This window comes from Geomonas silvestris, from assembly GCF_014193515.1.
GTDB classification, from domain to species: domain Bacteria; phylum Desulfobacterota; class Desulfuromonadia; order Geobacterales; family Geobacteraceae; genus Geomonas; species Geomonas silvestris.
Genome location: NZ_BLXX01000011.1, coordinates 170,255 through 186,751 on the forward strand (window position 1 = coordinate 170,255; position 16,497 = coordinate 186,751).

Genomic DNA, 16,497 nt, shown 5'->3' on the forward strand with positions numbered 1-16,497 from the left:
TCGCTCGCACCACCATCCCAAGCCGCACGAAACGGACGGAACTGATGTTCAGAGACATTCGACTGCACGGCTATGCCAATGATCAGATTGAATTCTATGCGATAACCGCGGGCAGCGAAGCGTACAACCGCTACTTCTACAACTCGGACCAAGCCGATTCCGAGATCCGTTTCTTCTCCCCCGGCAACGAGTTCATCATCGGCCGCGACGGCATCAGCCACCGCGGCAACGGCGGTTCCTTCTGCGAGTACATGTTCGGGGTGGACCAGCCGATCGCCGACCTCGCCAAGGAGGAGGTATCGAACCGCCTGGTGGTCTACGGCACCCACTACGACCAGAAAAGCGGCACCCTCAAGTTTTCCGACCGCACCGACGGCTACCACAGTTTCGAAAAGATCTTCTTCGACGGCAACGCCGTGTTCAACTACTTCTTCGCGCTGACCGGAGCAGATTTCACCGGCCCCTTGCACGACCAGCAAGAGCGCATCGTCAAGGTGCTCGGTAAGGCGCTCAAGCGCTCCGACGCGGTAGGGCTCGAGCACGACAACCTGATCATCGAGGAAATCTTAAGCCTCGTCGAGGAGCCGAGCGCACACCTCTTCCTCTTCAAGCTGATCAACTCCCGGCACCGCGAGTACTCCGAGACCTTCCGCAACCTCTACTTCAGCAACAAGAAGATCACCGACGCGGAATTCCAGAGGCTCTCCCAACTGGCCGAGCGGTACGGCATCGACCGCTACCAGCAGGAGCGCATCCGTATCGACGTGATGTACAAGCACCCGGACAACCGGCGCATCGTCGACGAGTACAAGAACATCCTGATCGCCTGCAACAGGAAGGGCGAGATCAACAAGCTGGAAAACGCCCGCCTCACCCGGCTTAAGACCCTCTCGGTCCGCAACAAGATCCCCGGCGCGCTCTTTTACACCCTCGACGAGATGCTCAAGAAGGACAAGAAGCTGGTCGACCTCGAGGAGAGCAACTACATCTCCGAGACCCGGCAGATCCTCGAGGGGATGTTCCTCTCCGAGCGCCACATCGAGAGCACCATCGACACCGAGGACATGCTGAAGCTCCTCTTCGCCAAGAAGCAGGCCGCCGAGAACCGCGACCATGCCTTCGAGGAGATGCTTTTAGACGCGAGCAAGGTCTGCGACGAGAAGATCCGCGACGGCGCCGACATCTCCATCCTCGAGGGGTACTCGTACATCATCACCTACTTCGACCGCTACGACGCCACCTCCTCTGCAATCAACCAGCTGGCCTTCATGGAGAACGTGAAGATCTCCGAGGAGATGATCCGGAGCCTCTTGGGGAACAAGAACGCCTTCGACCTCCTGGCCCCGGGGCTCTTCACCAAGCTCTTTCTCTCCGGCATCTTCGAGGACAAGTACCTGGGGAACTACGGGCGCAAGAAGGTGATCCACCTGGCCGAGGGGTTGAAACTCATCGAGGAGAACCGGCTCACCATCACGGCACTTCTGGAGAAGCTGCAGCAGATCGACAGCGACGAGCGGCTCTACCTGATCCTGCTCGAGCACGTAAAAGAGCGGATCCGCAACTTCTACTCCAAGTACAGCACCAAGGCAGACCAGGAGGCCCTCCAGAAAGAGCTCACCGAGGAGCTGAACCACAAGAAGCTCGTCGAGGGGGAGATCCCCGAGCACCTGTTCCACGAGACCATCCTGGCCATCAAGAAAGAGGCGATCTACATCCACAACCTCCTGCCCCAGATCATCGCCGAGAAGAACGGCTCGCTCAGGGAGGACTTCCTGGAAAACTCCGGCCTGGACCGCTTCTACGTCGAGGAGCTCGAGCGCGAGTTCTTCGAGCTGAACGACCTGAACCTGGAGGAGCTGTACCAGATCCGCAAGGGGCTTAACTGATTCAATTAACAATGGACACTTGGCAACGAAAACCCCGTGCAACGGAAGGCGCACCAAAGCGCTACTTTTGTCGGGTGCTGGCTTTTCGTCAGGTGTTGTTCTTCACCCTTTCCGGTTTGGTGGTATCCCCTTCATCCTCTTCATCCCTGTTTCTTTTTTTGCTCTTCCCCTAAAAACGTGTTGGCAGCGTTGACTCCTTTTTCCCTTGCCGTTGGGGTCCGGGTTTTATCCGAGGACATCCGGAAGCCCGCAAGGTCCGCGTCATCCGCGTGCTAGGGCCTTTGCTTTTGACTTTCCCGACGATTTTCCCTAAAGTACCCACTGTGTAAATTTTTTACTCAGAGGTAAAAATGGCAGTCATCAACGAGCAGTTGACCCGGATCAGCGACAAGATCGCCTCCTTCGGCAAGGAAAACCTGGACGAGACGCTCCACATGGTGAGCGAAGGGGTGCGGCTCATCTCCTCGGTCGAGCGGGTCCGCATCTACCTCGAGGATCTGACCCGCGGCGCGCTCTCCTGCGCCTTCGCCTGCGGCGACTTCGCCGATGACATCCGCGAGGAAACCTTCCCCATCATCTCCAGCGAAGCCGCGGTCTCCCTCACCTTCGTGAACCAGAAGGTTGCCCGCTTAAACCGCCCCACCGAGACCGGCCTCCCCCTGGACCGCGAATTCTCCGCCCGCTTCGAAATCGAGGCCAGCGCCATCCTCCCCATCGCCAGCGAAGGGAAGTCGATCGGCGTCGCCTGCCTGGACGGCATGGAAGTGACCGGAGAGCAGATCGCCATCCTTTCCCACTTCCTCGCCAAGTCCGGGGAGCGGCTCGACCAGGCCCGCAAGTACCACCAGCAGCTCCTCTTGGCGCGCCGGGTCGAACTCTACAAGCGGCGCGAGGCGGCCGGTTTCATGGTGCGCTCCGCCGTGCGCCTGGTGGACGGTCTCACCCTCGCCTCGGTGCTGGTCCCCAACCGCGAGGGGATGGAGGTGCTGGCGAGCCACGCCGAGGATCCCGAACTGAAGATCGCCTACGACAGCGTGGGGAGCATCGGCCTCAAGCAGGGGACCTCGCTCGTCTCGCGCTACGTGAACGAAAACGGCATCATCGTCGACGAGCAGCTGTTAAAACCGCTCTACGTCCCGGACCTCTGCGACGAGACCATCCAGCGCCGCGCGCTCACCGAGGAGATGGCGCTGCGCTCCCTGTACATGGTGCCGCGCTTCGAGCCCAACACGCACCGCATCATCTGCCTCATCAACTACTTCACCCGCCAGCGCGGCAGCTTCACCGAGTTCGAGCGCGGCCTGTTGCAGACCCACGCCGAGATGGTGGAGCGGGTCATCAACGAGGTGGGGGGCGAGCACCTGGAGATCAAGGTCCTCTCCGAGATCTCCGATCTTTTGCAGGAGAGAAACGAGGGGCTGCACCAGTTTCTCACCAAGGTGCTCTCCAAGGCGACCGAGCTGATCGGTGCCGACACCGGCTCCATCGCCATCGTCGAGGAACGCGAAGGGGAGAAGTGGCTCGTCGTCGAGGACGAGGAGGGGAACATCGTCGGCGCCAAGAACAAGGAGTGGATCAAGAAGAAGATCCCCCACTTCAAGATCGGCGGCCCCGAACTCCCCGTCGAGGAGCGCAGCCTCACCGGGTACGTGGCCTGGTCCAAGAAGCCGCAGATCATCGGCCAGGTCTCCGACGCCGGGCAACACCAGGGGTTCCACCGCTCCATGAGCGAGCTCATCAAGAGCGAGATGGCGGTACCGGTGGTCTCCGACGACCAGGTGATCGCCGTCATCTGCCTGAACTCCCTGCAGGAGGGGTACTTCACCGAGGAGCACAAGCGGATCCTGCAGATCATCGACCGGCTCACCTCGCGGCACATCTCGGACATCCAGCGCATCGAGAGGCTTCAGAACGAGGTGACCAAGCTGCAAAGCGACATCGCCTACAAGGACCCCAAGGTCTCCTCCTATCGCCTGGGGAACATCATCGGCAACAGCCGCAAGGCGCAGGAGATCGTCGAGTTCATCAACACGGTCTCGGTCCCACTTGCGAACCGGATCGCGCTTTGGAGCCGCAACATCCTGCAGGAGGCGACCATCGGGCTCCCCTCCATCCTGGTCTTAGGCCCCACCGGCGCCGGGAAGGAGTTCTTCTTCAACAACCTCTACAACAAGCTGAACGAGCTCTACCGCAAAGAGGTGAACCCGGACGGCGAGCTTCCGGTGAAGAAGACCAACATCGCGGCCTACAGCGGCGAGCTCACCTACTCCGAGCTCTTCGGGCACACCAAGGGGGCATTCACCGGCGCCTACAGCGACCGCAAGGGGATCATCGAGGAGGCCGGAGGCGGGGTGGTCTTCCTGGACGAGATCGGCGACGCCGACCCGAAGACCCAGGTGCAGCTTTTGCGTTTTCTGGATAACGGTGGCTTCGTGCGCCTTGGCGAGAACCGCGAGAGGATCAGCCGCGTCCTCCTGGTCGCCGCCACCAACAAGGACCTGCGCCGCGAGATAAGCCTCGGGAACTTCCGCGAGGACCTCTACCACCGACTGACCGAGCTCTCCGTCGTGGTGCCGTCGTTAAACGAGCGGCGCGAAGACATCCCCGACCTGGCCACCCACTTTCTGGGGAAGCTCTACCGCACCTACCGCGGCCGCGAGGAAGGGCGCGACGAGTTGCCGGCCCTCTCCCAGGACGCCAAGGACGCGCTGGTCGGCCACAACTACCAGGGGAACATCCGCGAGTTGCGGAGTATTTTATTGCGGGCGCTCTTCTTCAGAAGCGGGAAGGTGGTGACCGGGGCGGACATCAAGCGGGCGATACGGGACGGCTCCCGCGACCAGGTGGTGCCGGCGGCCGAGCGGCTGGCCGACGAGGTGGCGGCCGGGATACTCGGTGCGATAGCGGCCGGGCAGGACTTCTGGGAGGCGGTCTACGAGCCCTTCTCGCAGAGCAAGATCTCCCGCGACGTGGTCTGTCTGGTGATCGAGAAGAGCCGCGTCCAGGCGGGGAAGACCATGCCCGAGATCGCGCGGCATCTCAAAGCCGTGGGTGCCAACCTCGAGGACGAGGAAGAGCGCAAGCGCTTTTTCAGGTTCAAGAACTTCCTCTACAAAACCGTGAGGATCTGAACAGGTAGCCTGATAGACGAAAGGCCGGAAGTCGTAGGGGCGAATAATCATTCGCCCGTGACTCCGGCCTCCCCCAACGCTCCCAACGCTCCCAACGCTCCCAGCCCGCGCAGTCCCCAGTCGCCGGCCACCCTGCCCCGCTCAATACGGCCGCAGCTGCTTCCCCGAGCCGATGTGCCAATGCAGGTGTTTCGAAGACTGGTAGTCGCCCAGGTTCGTGTAGACGCGGGCCGCGCCGCAGCGGGCCATCAAGTCGCCGGCAAGCGCCTTTGCCGCGCGCATCAGTTCCAGAAGCAGCTCGTTGTCCGCCTCCTCCAGCGCGATCAGCGACTCCACATGCTTTTTGGGCAGCAGGACGATATGGTGCTCCCATATGGGGTTTGTGTGGTGGAAGGCGAGAACCTGGTCGTTCTCGTAGCAAACCGGCACCTCGATGGCGCCGGTCAGGATCTTTTCACAGTAGAAGTCACACGACGTCATCTTGCAGCGTTCTCCTTTTTTCGGTTAGGTACTGCGCTTAGCTGCCGCAGACTATCCCAATCGGCACGACGAGTAAATGGAAACCGCTGCCTCTCCCTCAGGCCACATAAACTTTGACTAAAACGGCCGCAAGATGGTATCGTCTGAGCCACTTTCACCGGTTTCTCGGGCAGGTACGACAATGAGCTCCCCACATCTCTCCGTAGTCATACCCTCCTACAACGAGGAGCTGCGCCTGCCCCGTTACCTCGACGAGGTATGCCAGTACCTCGAGGGGCGTGGCTGCGCCTACGAAGTGCTGGTCGTCGACGACGGCAGCCAGGACGGCACTGCGGCCGTAGTGGAAAAAGCCATGTCCCGCTACCGGCACCTGCAGCTGCTGCGTCTTCCCGAAAACCGCGGCAAGGGAGCGGCGGTGCGCGCCGGGATGCTGCAGACAACGGGGAAGTTGCGGCTTTTTGCCGACGCCGACGGGGCCACGCCCATTGCCGAACTGGAGCGCCTGGAGCTGGCGATAGCCGACGGCGCCGACCTGGCCATCGGATCCCGCGCCATCAAGGGAAAAACCACCCGGGTACGCGGGACGCTGCACCGCAAGATCATGGGGACCATCTTCAACGCGGTGGTTCAGGTGCTGGCCGTTCCCGGCCTCCAAGATACCCAATGCGGCTTCAAGCTCTTCACCGACACTGCCGTACGCCGGACCTTTTCCCTCCAGATGCTGGACGACTTCGGCTTCGACGTAGAGATCCTCTACCTGGCACGCAAAGGTGGTCTCAGCATCGCCGAGGTTCCGGTTAACTGGGTGGATATCCCGGGAACCAAGGTCGACCTGGTGCGCGACTCCCTGCGCATGCTGCGCGACATTCTCGCGGTGCGGGGCAACGACCTGCGCTGCCTGTACCGTGACCGCGAAAAGCCGGCGTTCCCCCCCAACCTCTCAAGCCACGGAAAGTAAATCCCCAGCCCTTAGCCCTTACTCCCTAGCCCCTGCCTCTCCCCCTGCCTCATCCCTTCGTCTCTAACCGTCACCCTGATGGTCGTCCCCCTGCCCGGCGCGGTCTCCAGGCTGAAACGGCCACCCAGCAGTTCCGTCCGCTCGCGCATGATGGTGAGCCCCCAGCCGGAGCCCGTCGGTTGCGGCAGGTCGCTTTGCGGTTCGAATCCCTTGCCGTCGTCGGTTATGGTGAGACTTACCCCGCCGGCATCGTGCAGCACCACCGTGACCTTCGAGGCCCCTGAATACTTGGAGGTATTGTTGAGCGCCTCCTGGGTGATCCGGAACAGCGCAGTCTCAAGGGTGCTCCCCAGGCGCGGGAAATCCTCGCCGGCCAGGACCTCCACCTTGATCCCGGTCCTTTTCTGGTAGCGCATTCCATAGGAGCGGATCGCCTCCACCAACCCCAGGGTGTCGAGCTGGTGGGGGCGCAGCTCCGCCATCAGGTCCCGGATACTCGTGTTGACGTCCTTGAGGAGCAGTCTCGAATCCTCCAGGATCTGCGGGACGTCCGCAGCGGCCCCCTCCGGCACCCGCAGCCCCAGGTGACGAAGGTTGAACCCGAGTGCCACCAACAGCTGTCCGACGTGGTCGTGCAGGTCCATGGCGATCGACTTGCGCAGATCCTCCTCCTGCACGATGAGCCGCTGGGCGTACCGTTTCTGGGTCTGCTCCGCCAACTTGCGCGGCGTGATGTCGCGGATGATCACAAACGAGTGGTTTTCATCGTGCAGGATGACCGAGCTCACCTCCGCCTCGAACGTGGTACCGTCGCCGCGCACGCAGGTCAGCTCGCATTGCAGCCTCCCCTCCCGCACGCGTTGGGCCAGCGCCTCCTGCAGGCTTGGATCGCCCTGGTCCACGACGCCCGCGCGCCCGATGCGACAGAGTTCCTCTTCGGTCCTGCCGAACATGGCGCAGGCTACCGGGTTCGCCGCAATCACGGTGCCGTCGGGCACCGTCAGGAAGACCGCGTCCATGTTGTTCTCGAACAGGATCCGGTAGCGTGCCTCGCTCTCCAGCAGCTTTGCGGCGTCGGCCCTGCGCACTTCGGCCACCCTCGCCTGAAGCTCGGCTTCGGCAGCCCGGATGCGCAGATTATGCAGTGTTTTTACGATGAGGCAGATAGCGGTGCCGCTGATGATGAAGACGAGCAGGCCGACCCGGTCCGAGGCCTGCTGGACCATGAAGAAATGGCCGCGGGGAACCAGTTGGTAGGATATCAGCAACGTGGAGAGAAAGGTCGCCAGCAGTCCTGCTGTGGCACCTCCATAAAGCGCGGTCAGAGTAACTGCCGGGAAGAAAAACAACAGCGGGAAACGCTCGCCGACGACATCCTGCAGTTGGGCCTGTAACATGGCGGCAAGGGCCACCGCGCAGACAGCGGAAAGGGCCTTCCAGAATCTGTTCAACGTGTTTTTCAATACCCCCATCCGTCCCCCAGAACTGACAGTCTGCCTCTTATACTCAAGCTCTCTCACAGCACACCCAGGCGTTCATGAGCTGATAGGATATCAGATTCTGCGATGTTGTCTTCAGCCCTGTACGAGGTGGAGCTTTACAGTGTGCGGATTTGCCAGGTCCTATACGTTTGAGGCGCCAGGGGAGTAAGTGAGAATGCGGAGCGATCTGACGGCGGGTCAGCTAGGTACTTTGCGCGGATAACGACAGCGCGTGAAGCTTTGGGCAGGCAAAGGGGGGAAATGGCGAGGTGGCAAAACCGAGGCGGCGCGGGCTCCGGATGACGAGGCACATCCCGGCTCCCTGCACCGCCACGGCGGCTGCGGCTACGGGGTTTGCGTCGACTCCCAGGGGGAACCGTCGGCCTTGGTGAGCAGGACCGACTTGGCGATATCGTCCATGCCGTAGCTCACCACCGCACGCCCGGGGGTACCCTGCCCAAGGCCAAGCTCCATCGGCCAGAACACCAGCTCGGCCAGGCCGATCGTGAAAAGGTCGCCCGCGATGTAGACGACGATCCTCGCCTTGGTCCCTTCGGGGCTGCCGTTGACGAACTCATAGAGATCGGTCTTGGTGTTTTCCTTGATCTCCGACAGCTTCGGAACCCCCAGGGTTCCCACGATGGTCATGCGGCTCGAACCGTTTTTCACGTTCTCCAGCGCAATCGGAGCCGGCGCGGTTGCCGCCTTGTAGATCGAGCAGCCCTGCAGAGCAAAAGCCAAAACCAAAAGAAGATACAGCACACGCTTCATAGATACATCCCTCCAATTGTAGTAATTACACAACAACAGTATCTTCTCGACATCCCGGCCCGGCCTTCAGCTACTGGAGCCTGCGAGATAGCCCGAGCCAGGGTTATAAACTTTCGACGCACACTTCAAGCGGCATCCGCCGCCGTGAAAGATCCTGTCGCACCGCTCCCACACCTGGCACGACCCGAGCGAATATAGGAGATGTCACACCGAAAGTAAATTAAAAAAGGCTGAGTGTACCATCCGCTTCAGGAGGAACAGGGGGATTTGCCCGAAAGGCCGGCACCGCGTGCTTCAGTCAGACCTGCACCGGTCCTCACCCGGTCCAAGTTCCCCGCCAGCCTCCGCCGGGGGCCTCGAACGCAGGGAAGATGTTCACGGTAGTTTTGGCGGCCTTTTATGCTATGATGTCCCCTTCTGTGCGTGCCGGCCCTGGAAATTGCCGGCTGCCCATCAACTTTTCGAAGGACGGACCATGAGCACGATCACGAACAATACAGTCGTTACTCTCAGCTACACCGTTGCCGATACCGACGGCAACCTGATCAAGGCGGACGACGAGCAGCTTCAGTACCTGCATGGCGGCTACGGCGGCATCTTCGCGCCGGTTGAGGCGGCCCTCGAGGGGCAGAGCGTCGGCTATTCCGCCACGGTAAAACTGCAGCCCGCAGAAGCCTTCGGCGAATACGACCCCGAACTGGTGGACATGGTCCCCGTCGAGCAGCTCCCGCAACCCCTGGAGGTCGGCATGCAGCTGGAGGGAAGCCTCCCCGACGACAGCGACGCACCGCCCGCCTATGCGACGGTGACCGACATCGCCGAAGGCAAGGCAGTCCTCGACGCCAATCACCCGTTGGCGGGCATGGCGCTCGTCTTCGACTGCACGGTGGTAGCGATCCGCGAGGCCACCCAAGAGGAGCTCGCCTCGATTAAGGAGAGACGCAGGGGATAAGCAGTTGACGATCGACGATTGACAGCGAAAAGCAGAACGCACGAGGGCCGGTCATTTATGACCGGCCCTCGCTTGGTTTCCAACGGTGGCATTTTTTTGTTTGCCTACTCGATCCCGAGTCTCTCTTTGATCTCCCTGGCCGAAGCGCTGGTGGCATAGACCGCGGTGCCGACGTCGAAGAGTTTCGACTGCCTGAGGCCTCCCACCACGACAGGATCGAGCCCCGCTTTCTGTGCCAGCTCTACGGCCACGTCAATGGCTTCAGGGTCGTCGCTTGCGATAGGGATGCCGATCCTCTCGCCCTTCTTGTTGACACCCTTTTTGAGATCTTCGAAGTAGACCGAGTTGAACGCCCTCACGATCCTCGCCTCGGGCAGCAGGCGGGAGACCACCGTCCCCATGCCGCCCGAGTCCTGCCGCGCCTCGATCGCCATCACCCCGTCCCGCTCCGGGTAGGGGTTCGAGGTATCGATGACGATTTTTCCCTTCAGGGCCTGCTTCGTCTCCCGCTCCAACTCGCGGTAGCTCATAAGCGGAATGGAGAGGATGACCACGTCGCCGAAGGCGATGGCCTCGTCCACCGTCCCCGTGCGGGCGCTCGCTCCCGCCTCTGCGACCAGTCCCTGCAGCGCTTCGGGGTGCCTCGAGCTGAAGAAGATCTCGTAGCCCGCCTTGCCGAGCAGAATCCCCAGGTTGCCCCCGATATGACCAGATCCGACGATGCCGATTCTTGTTACCTTCATCTTCGTCTCCTCCACGACTGTTCCGGTTACGGTGCCCATGCTGCTTAGTTCATCGTAATACAACTCATGGGGCGAGGAAAGGGGACCAAGCATCGAGGGGTAGAAAACGGGCAGGGATCTTCAAGGTGCCCTAACCGTACCTCCACTTGCCAGATTAAATTAGAACTCTACAATCTTATGCGCAGCGATGATGAGTTTTGGAGGTAACCATGGACTTGGCGGAGTTGCGGACGATTCTCAGCGCAGCCTTCATTGTCTTCGGCGCCACGGTCTTTTACATTGCGTCGCTCGTATCGGGGCACAACATCTACAAAGATCTTGAATATAAAATCGCTATCCTCCTAACGATTATCATTGGTTTCATACTATTTATCTTTTCGCCGCTCTGCTTTGTGATCCTTTTCCCAGAGCTATTCTGCCTTGACCGAAATCTCAGCCTCAGCCCGACGAACGCCATTGATAACCTTTGCTGTCCATCCAGCTACCTACTGCGGACGATCAACGCCATTCACGACCTTATCTTAGGGCACTTGTTCTGGTCCTTCTTACTTACGGCTACGGGTCTTGGCCTGGTTTTCGGCTGTCTGTCAGCGATAAAGGCACGTACAAGCTTTCTCCACTGGATCAGATCAAAGACAGGGCTTAAATACCCCATTTACACCTATGGCCTTACCTGGGATCACCTGCTGATGAGGGTCAAAAGCCATGGGAGGATCAAACTTAAAGCAGGGGAGGACATAATAGACGGGGAACTGCTTGTTTCTTCGATAAAGGAGGAGCAGAAGCAGGTAATACTCAGGAACTATCGCAAAATATCCCCAGACTCCCCCTCCGGGCATCATCCTTCAGATGGAGAAATTCTGGTTACTGAATTTGCACAAATCAAGGAGATCCGCGTCCCTTCCGAATCGTTCAATCTCCATTACGACATGTTCAGCCACTCGACCCAGGCGTTATACCTTGCCTGTGCCGCTCTTGGGCTCACTATGCTTGCCGGTGGGTTCAAAATAACGGCATCGTTCTTGGCGCAAAATTTTGAGAGGCTCAGTACCTTCTATGTCTGGGGTACCTTCCTATTGTTGGTCATCGCTGTCGCTGCGACAGCAATTTCCGTAATGTTGTCGAGAATCGATTTTAAACGTAACAGAACTGCCTTTTATCTAACACCATTCGTATCAGGCAGCATTTTATTGAACGTTGCATTAATTTCCATAGGAACTGTGGAGACTATTCTAACTTTAATCAATACACCTGTTAATTTTAGTTATATTTCTTATTCGCTTTTATTCTCAGGAGTCACAATAACTGCAATTATTTGGCATACAAGTCGGACAAAGATGGGAATTATTGAAAAATTCCTGAATATCGTTTCCGACAGCACTATTCATAGTGATATGGTCACGGAATTATTCCACCAGATCTATCTTCGTTTAGACTTGATCAACCTGAATCAAACCCAGCAATGGGCTACTGCTCTCTTAGCTGGCAGTGACAATGGGGAACCGTACCGCACGATTCTCGATGTGAGGATGTACCCTGAGCGTCTGGCAGCCTGCGTCGATGCGTGTCGGGGCCAATTACCCAACTTTTTTCGCAGGATCGGCGATCTCATCATAGATGAAGATTTCAAAGGTGATGAGATCAATATTCTCCTACTTCTCAACAACTACCTCGCGAAAACTTCCAAACGGAAAGACTTTCCTATCCTACCTCCCCCACCCTAGGACTCGAACGTCAGGGGATATCCGCCTCGACGAGTTGCGCCAAAAGCGTGAGCGACTCCTGCCAGCCGAGATAGCACCCTTCCACCGGGATCGCCTCGGGTATCCCTTCCTGCACGATGCTGAGTTCCGTCCCGCAGGAGACCTTGCGCAGGGAAACCGTCACCACCATCTCTCCGGGGAGATTCGGGTCGTCGAAGCGGTCCGTGTGCCGGATCTTCTCGTTGGGGACCAGTTCCAGGTAACTGCCGCCGAAGAAGTGGCTTTGGCCGGTACTGAAGTTGGTGAAAGACATGCGGTAGTCGCCGTCCACCCGGGCATCCAGGTGGTGCACCTTGCCGGTAAAGCCGTGCGGCGGAAGCCATTTAGCCATGGCGTCGGCATCGAGAAAAGCGCGGTAAACCTTCTCGGGCTTGGCCCGAAGTACCCGGTGCAGCGTGACACTGTTCGTGGACATGATCGTTTCCTCCTTCAGACTGAAGTTACCGAGACGGAGACAGCTTTACCTCTTCTGGGATTATACCAGCGCCGGAAGGTTCACTACGAGGAGGAAAAACACCGAGGCGAGAGGAAAGGGCTCTGCCCCAACGAGAAAAGCCCCGGCAACCAGGGCTTTTCTTGTGTCTTTCAACATTTGCGGAAGGCTTTACTTCTTCGCAGCGGCCTTCTCGTCGAACTTCGCGTTTTTCTCAAAGACCACCAAGGCACCCTGGTCCTTGCCGTGCTCCGGGTGGTATTTTCCGAAGGGAACGGTGTTGAGCGAGATGAAGTTCAGCTGGTTCGCTACCGGAACGTAATCCTGCATCGCGGTCTTCACCGCCGTGGCGACGGCCTGGACGATGAGCCCAGCGATCCCTCCGCCTGAATTCTGCCCGGCCGTACTCACCTGCAAGACGTTCCGGTACTGCCAGAGAGTCTCCCCGCTCGTAGTCGATTTCAACACGTAGGTGATCCCCACGGTGACATGCCCGCCGATCACGTAGTAGCTGGTGTCCCACTGGTCGATGGTGATGTACATGACCCCGTCGGCGCCGAAGTACTGCTTGAATTTGCTCGGGGGAACGTTGAGCAGCATTTCGGACGAACTGATCCCCTCGGACTTCAGGATGTCCGAGATAGCCATCGCCGGGTACGAGTAGAATCCGACCGCGCCAAGTGCCGGTGTAAGGGTCGTGGTGAGGCAGTCGGAGGCATCGGCGGCCGTCGTATTGTTGATAGGGGGCAGCACCAGCACCGTCACCGGCATGTTCTGGTACATGTTGGGGAAGGCTTCCGCCTTGGTAATTTTCTTCGGTACGCAACCTGACAGTACGCCCGCCACAAGCACCAACGCGATTAAATGTCTCACGGTTCTCCTCCGCTTATTTTACAGTTTTGCTGTTGGTCTTGTTGATCATGTAGTCGACGAAAACGGCGGACTCGGGGTACAACTCCCGCTCCTGCTTGTACTTGGCCACAGCCTCGGCGTTTTTCCCGGTAACGGTGAGCAAGTAGCCGTAGTCCGCATAGATTCCCGGCGGCACTCTGCCACTGGAACTTTTGTCCTTCGAGTTCGCAATGATGTCGTCCAGCGCTTCGAACCTCTGTTTCATGGTCTGCTCATTGGGCTCGCGAACATACTCGAGCTGCGTCTTGGTGTAGTCGCCGTAGTAGTAGACGGGTTTTGTGGCACACCCGGCAAGGGTGAGCGCCGCCAGGGCCAGGGCAAGGGATCTTGTCACGGTACATGTACCTCCGTAGTCACGTCATTTACGATGTACACCGTCTTGAGCACCACGGTTACACCATTTTTCTCGATTTTCACACGGTGCGTCCCCTCGCCGATCTTGGACACGTTATTGTCCGAGGTGATCGCGATAGGAGCCCGGTCGTCCAGGTACAGCATGGCTTTTTCGTACTCGCCGGTAAACGAGATGATACCGTAGCTCGTTCCGGTGATGATGTTGGTGTTGCGACACGAGCAGAGCCCGATGATCAACAGCAACGCCGTCACGATTTGGATGCTTATCTTTTTCACGCCCCCCCCCCTCACTGCGAGATGTACAACTTGTCGAAATCCCGGTCGGGCAATTGCGCCCCTGATGCCGGAACACAGAGGCTCACCTCGTCATCCACGGTGGATCCGAGTGTGGTCACCACCTTGATCTTCCCTAAGCTCACCCCCGGCAGTTCGATCGGCAACCCGGTCTGCGGATTCGCGATGACCTGCCCCTTCTTATAGACGGCAAACTCGTCGTTTACCTTGATCCCCTGCGCCTTCCCACCGGCAATGATGTACTGGCCGTTGGTGAAGGAGAGCACGTAGCTCCTCCAGGGCTTGTCGAGCAGCTTGTCGATGACGTTACCGATCATCTTGGTGATCGCCGCGGAGATCGCCTTGTCGTCGAGGGTGGCGTCGTAGCCCGCCCGGCTGCCGACCCCCAGAGTCGAACCGACCTCGCTGGCCGCTTCGCCGGAGCCTTCAGTACCAAAGACCACCTGGCCGGTCTTGGTATCGACCAGCCTGATGTTCACCTTCGCGTAGGCAGTCTGTTTCTTGGAGCGGCTGAACACTCCTACCTCGCTGGTGTCCTTTCTGCCGAACTCGGAAACGGAGCCGATGATCAGGTAGTCCGCAGGGACGTTGATGGCAGCGATCCGGCCGTGCTCCACCTCGTCCTGGACCCGGTTGAAGTCGGCACGTTCCAGCATGATGAACTTGTTGGTCTCGGTGAGTCGGGCTGCGAGGATGTCGGAAGCCTGCTTGCCGACCCGGTCCCCGTAGTTGTCCATAAGGAAGTTGTTGCCGTACTTCGTTTCGTTGGAGAACCTCGCTATCGCCACCTTGCGCTTTAAGGTCCTCGATTCGAGCTGTTGCTTGAGAGCCGGTGCTACTATAGGAGTACCGGTCCTCATATCGCCGTTTGGTTCGTTGACCACCGTCGCGGCGGCACATCCGCTCAATAGTCCAACAGCCACTAGCAAACTTAAATATTTTTGTTTCACATTTCCCTCCTGAATCAACAACCATCTGGACACAGCGACAAGGCGAACCAACGAGAATCATTCTTTGGGAGGAACATTTTTTTGCTTACAATTTCTTTTTTAATAAGCTTCTTTCTATTTACCGCGCAACTTTTCTAATATTAATTTCCACTACAAAACCACCAAGACATTTAAATACAATGACAGAGAAAGTCGGCAAGTCCCGTCTCCACCAGCACAGATCTCGCCCCCCGCATGCCGGACGATTCACCCGGCATGCCCCACTCCTTTGTTCCGTCGATTTGGCCTCTCAAGACGAATGCCATAAGGCCCGCATGACTCCGACCGGTGCTCCCCGCACTTTCCCGGGAAACGTCTCAGACTCCGGGTTGTCAGCCCCGCTGGCGCTCGGGACTACAGGCAGAGCCGTAGGACGCACCTCGGTTAATTGCGCCTGCCCGAAAAAAAAGAGGTTACAGCATAAGCCGTAACCTCTTCTAGCCTTCAACGATGTGTAGATGGAGACCGGGAAACCGGGCTCTTTCGGTACCTCAGCGCAGACCGCCGGTCACATGCAGCGTCTCGCCGGTGATGTAAGCCGCGTCGTCCGAGGCGAGAAAGACCACCGGCCCCGCGATCTCCCCGACCGTGCCGACGCGGGCCAACGGCGTGGTCGCCTCGATCCACTCGCGCATCGGCCCCTCATGGAAGCCGGCACTCTGCACCCCTTCGGTCACCACCATGCCGGGGTTCACCGCATTGACGCGGATCTTGCGCGGCGCGAGCTCCTTGGCGAGCACCATGGTGATGGCGTCGACCGACGCCTTGGTCGCCGTGTAGACCGCCGAATTGGCCGGGGCGATGGTCGACACGCCAGAACTTATGTTGACGATGCTCCCCCCCTTCTCGCCGAAGATGCGCGCGGCTTCCTGCGATACCAGCAAAAGTCCCAGGACGTTCAGATCGAACTGCCGGTGGAAGTGTTCCGGGGTGATCCCTTCCAGGGGGGCGAACTCGTAGACCCCCGCGTTGTTCACCAGGACGTCCAAGGCGCCAAAGGCCTCTTTCGTCGCCTCGACCAGCCCCCGCACCTCCTCGGGTTTGGCCAGGTTCGCGTGGATGGCGACGGCCCTGCCGCCGTCTTTCACGATCTGTGCGACCACCCGGTCCGCCCCTTCCTTGCTCGAGCTGTAGTTGACGGCTACCGCGGCACCGGCTGCCGCCAGCTGCAGCGCTATCTCGGCGCCGATCCCTTTCGAAGCCCCCGTGACGAGTGCTACCTTACCCTCCAATTTTCCAGTCATGATCGTTCTCCTTTTGACGGTTAGCCGTTGCGTTGTTGAGTTCCTCTTTATGCCTGGGCCATAACGCCACCACGGCAGTTATGAACCAGAGCGCCGATATCGCTAG

The 16,497-nt window shown here is 59.0% G+C and carries 15 protein-coding genes; 5 read left to right on the plus strand and 10 right to left on the minus strand.

Going from position 1 to position 16,497, the window contains the following annotated elements:
• Positions 1 to 44 precede the first annotated feature (44 nt).
• Positions 45 to 1,886, plus strand: coding sequence for a TIGR04442 family protein (locus GMST_RS16565; protein ID WP_183355809.1), 1,842 nt, complete (start codon positions 45 to 47; stop codon positions 1,884 to 1,886).
• A gap of 350 nt (positions 1,887 to 2,236) precedes the next feature.
• Positions 2,237 to 5,017 (plus strand): GPMC system transcriptional regulator, encoded by a 2,781-nt coding sequence (locus GMST_RS16570; protein ID WP_183355810.1) that lies wholly within the window; start codon positions 2,237 to 2,239, stop codon positions 5,015 to 5,017.
• A 141-nt stretch (positions 5,018 to 5,158) separates the two neighbouring features.
• Here the strand turns inward: GMST_RS16570 and GMST_RS16575 are convergent, their stop codons facing one another.
• On the minus strand, positions 5,159 to 5,497 hold the full coding sequence (locus GMST_RS16575) for an HIT domain-containing protein (RefSeq protein ID WP_183355811.1): 339 nt from the start codon (positions 5,495 to 5,497) through the stop codon (positions 5,159 to 5,161).
• Between the two features lie 181 nt (positions 5,498 to 5,678).
• Here GMST_RS16575 and GMST_RS16580 point away from each other — a divergent pair, with 181 nt between their 5' ends.
• On the plus strand, positions 5,679 to 6,455 hold the full coding sequence (locus GMST_RS16580) for a dolichyl-phosphate beta-glucosyltransferase (protein WP_183355812.1): 777 nt from the start codon (positions 5,679 to 5,681) through the stop codon (positions 6,453 to 6,455).
• A gap of 11 nt (positions 6,456 to 6,466) precedes the next feature.
• Here the strand turns inward: GMST_RS16580 and GMST_RS16585 are convergent, their stop codons facing one another.
• Positions 6,467 to 7,918: an ATP-binding protein gene (locus GMST_RS16585; RefSeq protein ID WP_183355813.1), complete on the minus strand. Its 1,452-nt coding sequence runs from the start codon at positions 7,916 to 7,918 to the stop codon at positions 6,467 to 6,469.
• Between the two features lie 363 nt (positions 7,919 to 8,281).
• Positions 8,282 to 8,707, minus strand: coding sequence for a hypothetical protein (locus GMST_RS16590; RefSeq protein WP_183355814.1), 426 nt, complete (start codon positions 8,705 to 8,707; stop codon positions 8,282 to 8,284).
• A 475-nt stretch (positions 8,708 to 9,182) separates the two neighbouring features.
• Here GMST_RS16590 and GMST_RS16595 point away from each other — a divergent pair, with 475 nt between their 5' ends.
• Positions 9,183 to 9,659 (plus strand): FKBP-type peptidyl-prolyl cis-trans isomerase, encoded by a 477-nt coding sequence (locus GMST_RS16595; protein WP_183355815.1) that lies wholly within the window; start codon positions 9,183 to 9,185, stop codon positions 9,657 to 9,659.
• 104 nt (positions 9,660 to 9,763) lie between these two features.
• On the opposite strand, the gene GMST_RS16600 is transcribed toward GMST_RS16595, so the two are convergent.
• Positions 9,764 to 10,402 (minus strand): NADPH-dependent F420 reductase, encoded by a 639-nt coding sequence (locus GMST_RS16600; RefSeq protein ID WP_183355816.1) that lies wholly within the window; start codon positions 10,400 to 10,402, stop codon positions 9,764 to 9,766.
• A 209-nt stretch (positions 10,403 to 10,611) separates the two neighbouring features.
• Between GMST_RS16600 and GMST_RS16605 the strand changes: the two genes are divergently transcribed.
• Positions 10,612 to 12,126: a hypothetical protein gene (locus GMST_RS16605; RefSeq protein ID WP_183355817.1), complete on the plus strand. Its 1,515-nt coding sequence runs from the start codon at positions 10,612 to 10,614 to the stop codon at positions 12,124 to 12,126.
• A gap of 10 nt (positions 12,127 to 12,136) precedes the next feature.
• Here the strand turns inward: GMST_RS16605 and GMST_RS16610 are convergent, their stop codons facing one another.
• The 6 genes from GMST_RS16610 to GMST_RS16635 form a co-directional block, all read right to left on the minus strand.
• On the minus strand, positions 12,137 to 12,580 hold the full coding sequence (locus tag GMST_RS16610) for an SRPBCC family protein (protein WP_183355818.1): 444 nt from the start codon (positions 12,578 to 12,580) through the stop codon (positions 12,137 to 12,139).
• Between the two features lie 189 nt (positions 12,581 to 12,769).
• A complete protein-coding gene (locus GMST_RS16615) occupies positions 12,770 to 13,471 on the minus strand; it encodes a GNA1162 family protein (protein WP_183355819.1) in 702 nt (233 codons plus the stop codon).
• A 13-nt stretch (positions 13,472 to 13,484) separates the two neighbouring features.
• Positions 13,485 to 13,844: a DUF4810 domain-containing protein gene (locus tag GMST_RS16620; RefSeq protein WP_183355820.1), complete on the minus strand. Its 360-nt coding sequence runs from the start codon at positions 13,842 to 13,844 to the stop codon at positions 13,485 to 13,487.
• Positions 13,841 to 14,140, minus strand: a complete 300-nt coding sequence (locus GMST_RS16625) for a hypothetical protein (RefSeq protein WP_183355821.1) — start codon at positions 14,138 to 14,140, stop codon at positions 13,841 to 13,843. The genes GMST_RS16620 and GMST_RS16625 overlap by 4 nt, the downstream gene beginning before the upstream one ends.
• A gap of 11 nt (positions 14,141 to 14,151) precedes the next feature.
• A complete protein-coding gene (locus tag GMST_RS16630) occupies positions 14,152 to 15,108 on the minus strand; it encodes a CsgG/HfaB family protein (RefSeq protein WP_198424569.1) in 957 nt (318 codons plus the stop codon).
• Between the two features lie 530 nt (positions 15,109 to 15,638).
• Positions 15,639 to 16,391 carry an SDR family NAD(P)-dependent oxidoreductase gene (locus tag GMST_RS16635; RefSeq protein WP_183355822.1) on the minus strand — a complete coding sequence of 251 codons (753 nt, stop codon included), beginning with the start codon at positions 16,389 to 16,391 and terminating at the stop codon, positions 15,639 to 15,641.
• Positions 16,392 to 16,497 lie beyond the last annotated feature (106 nt).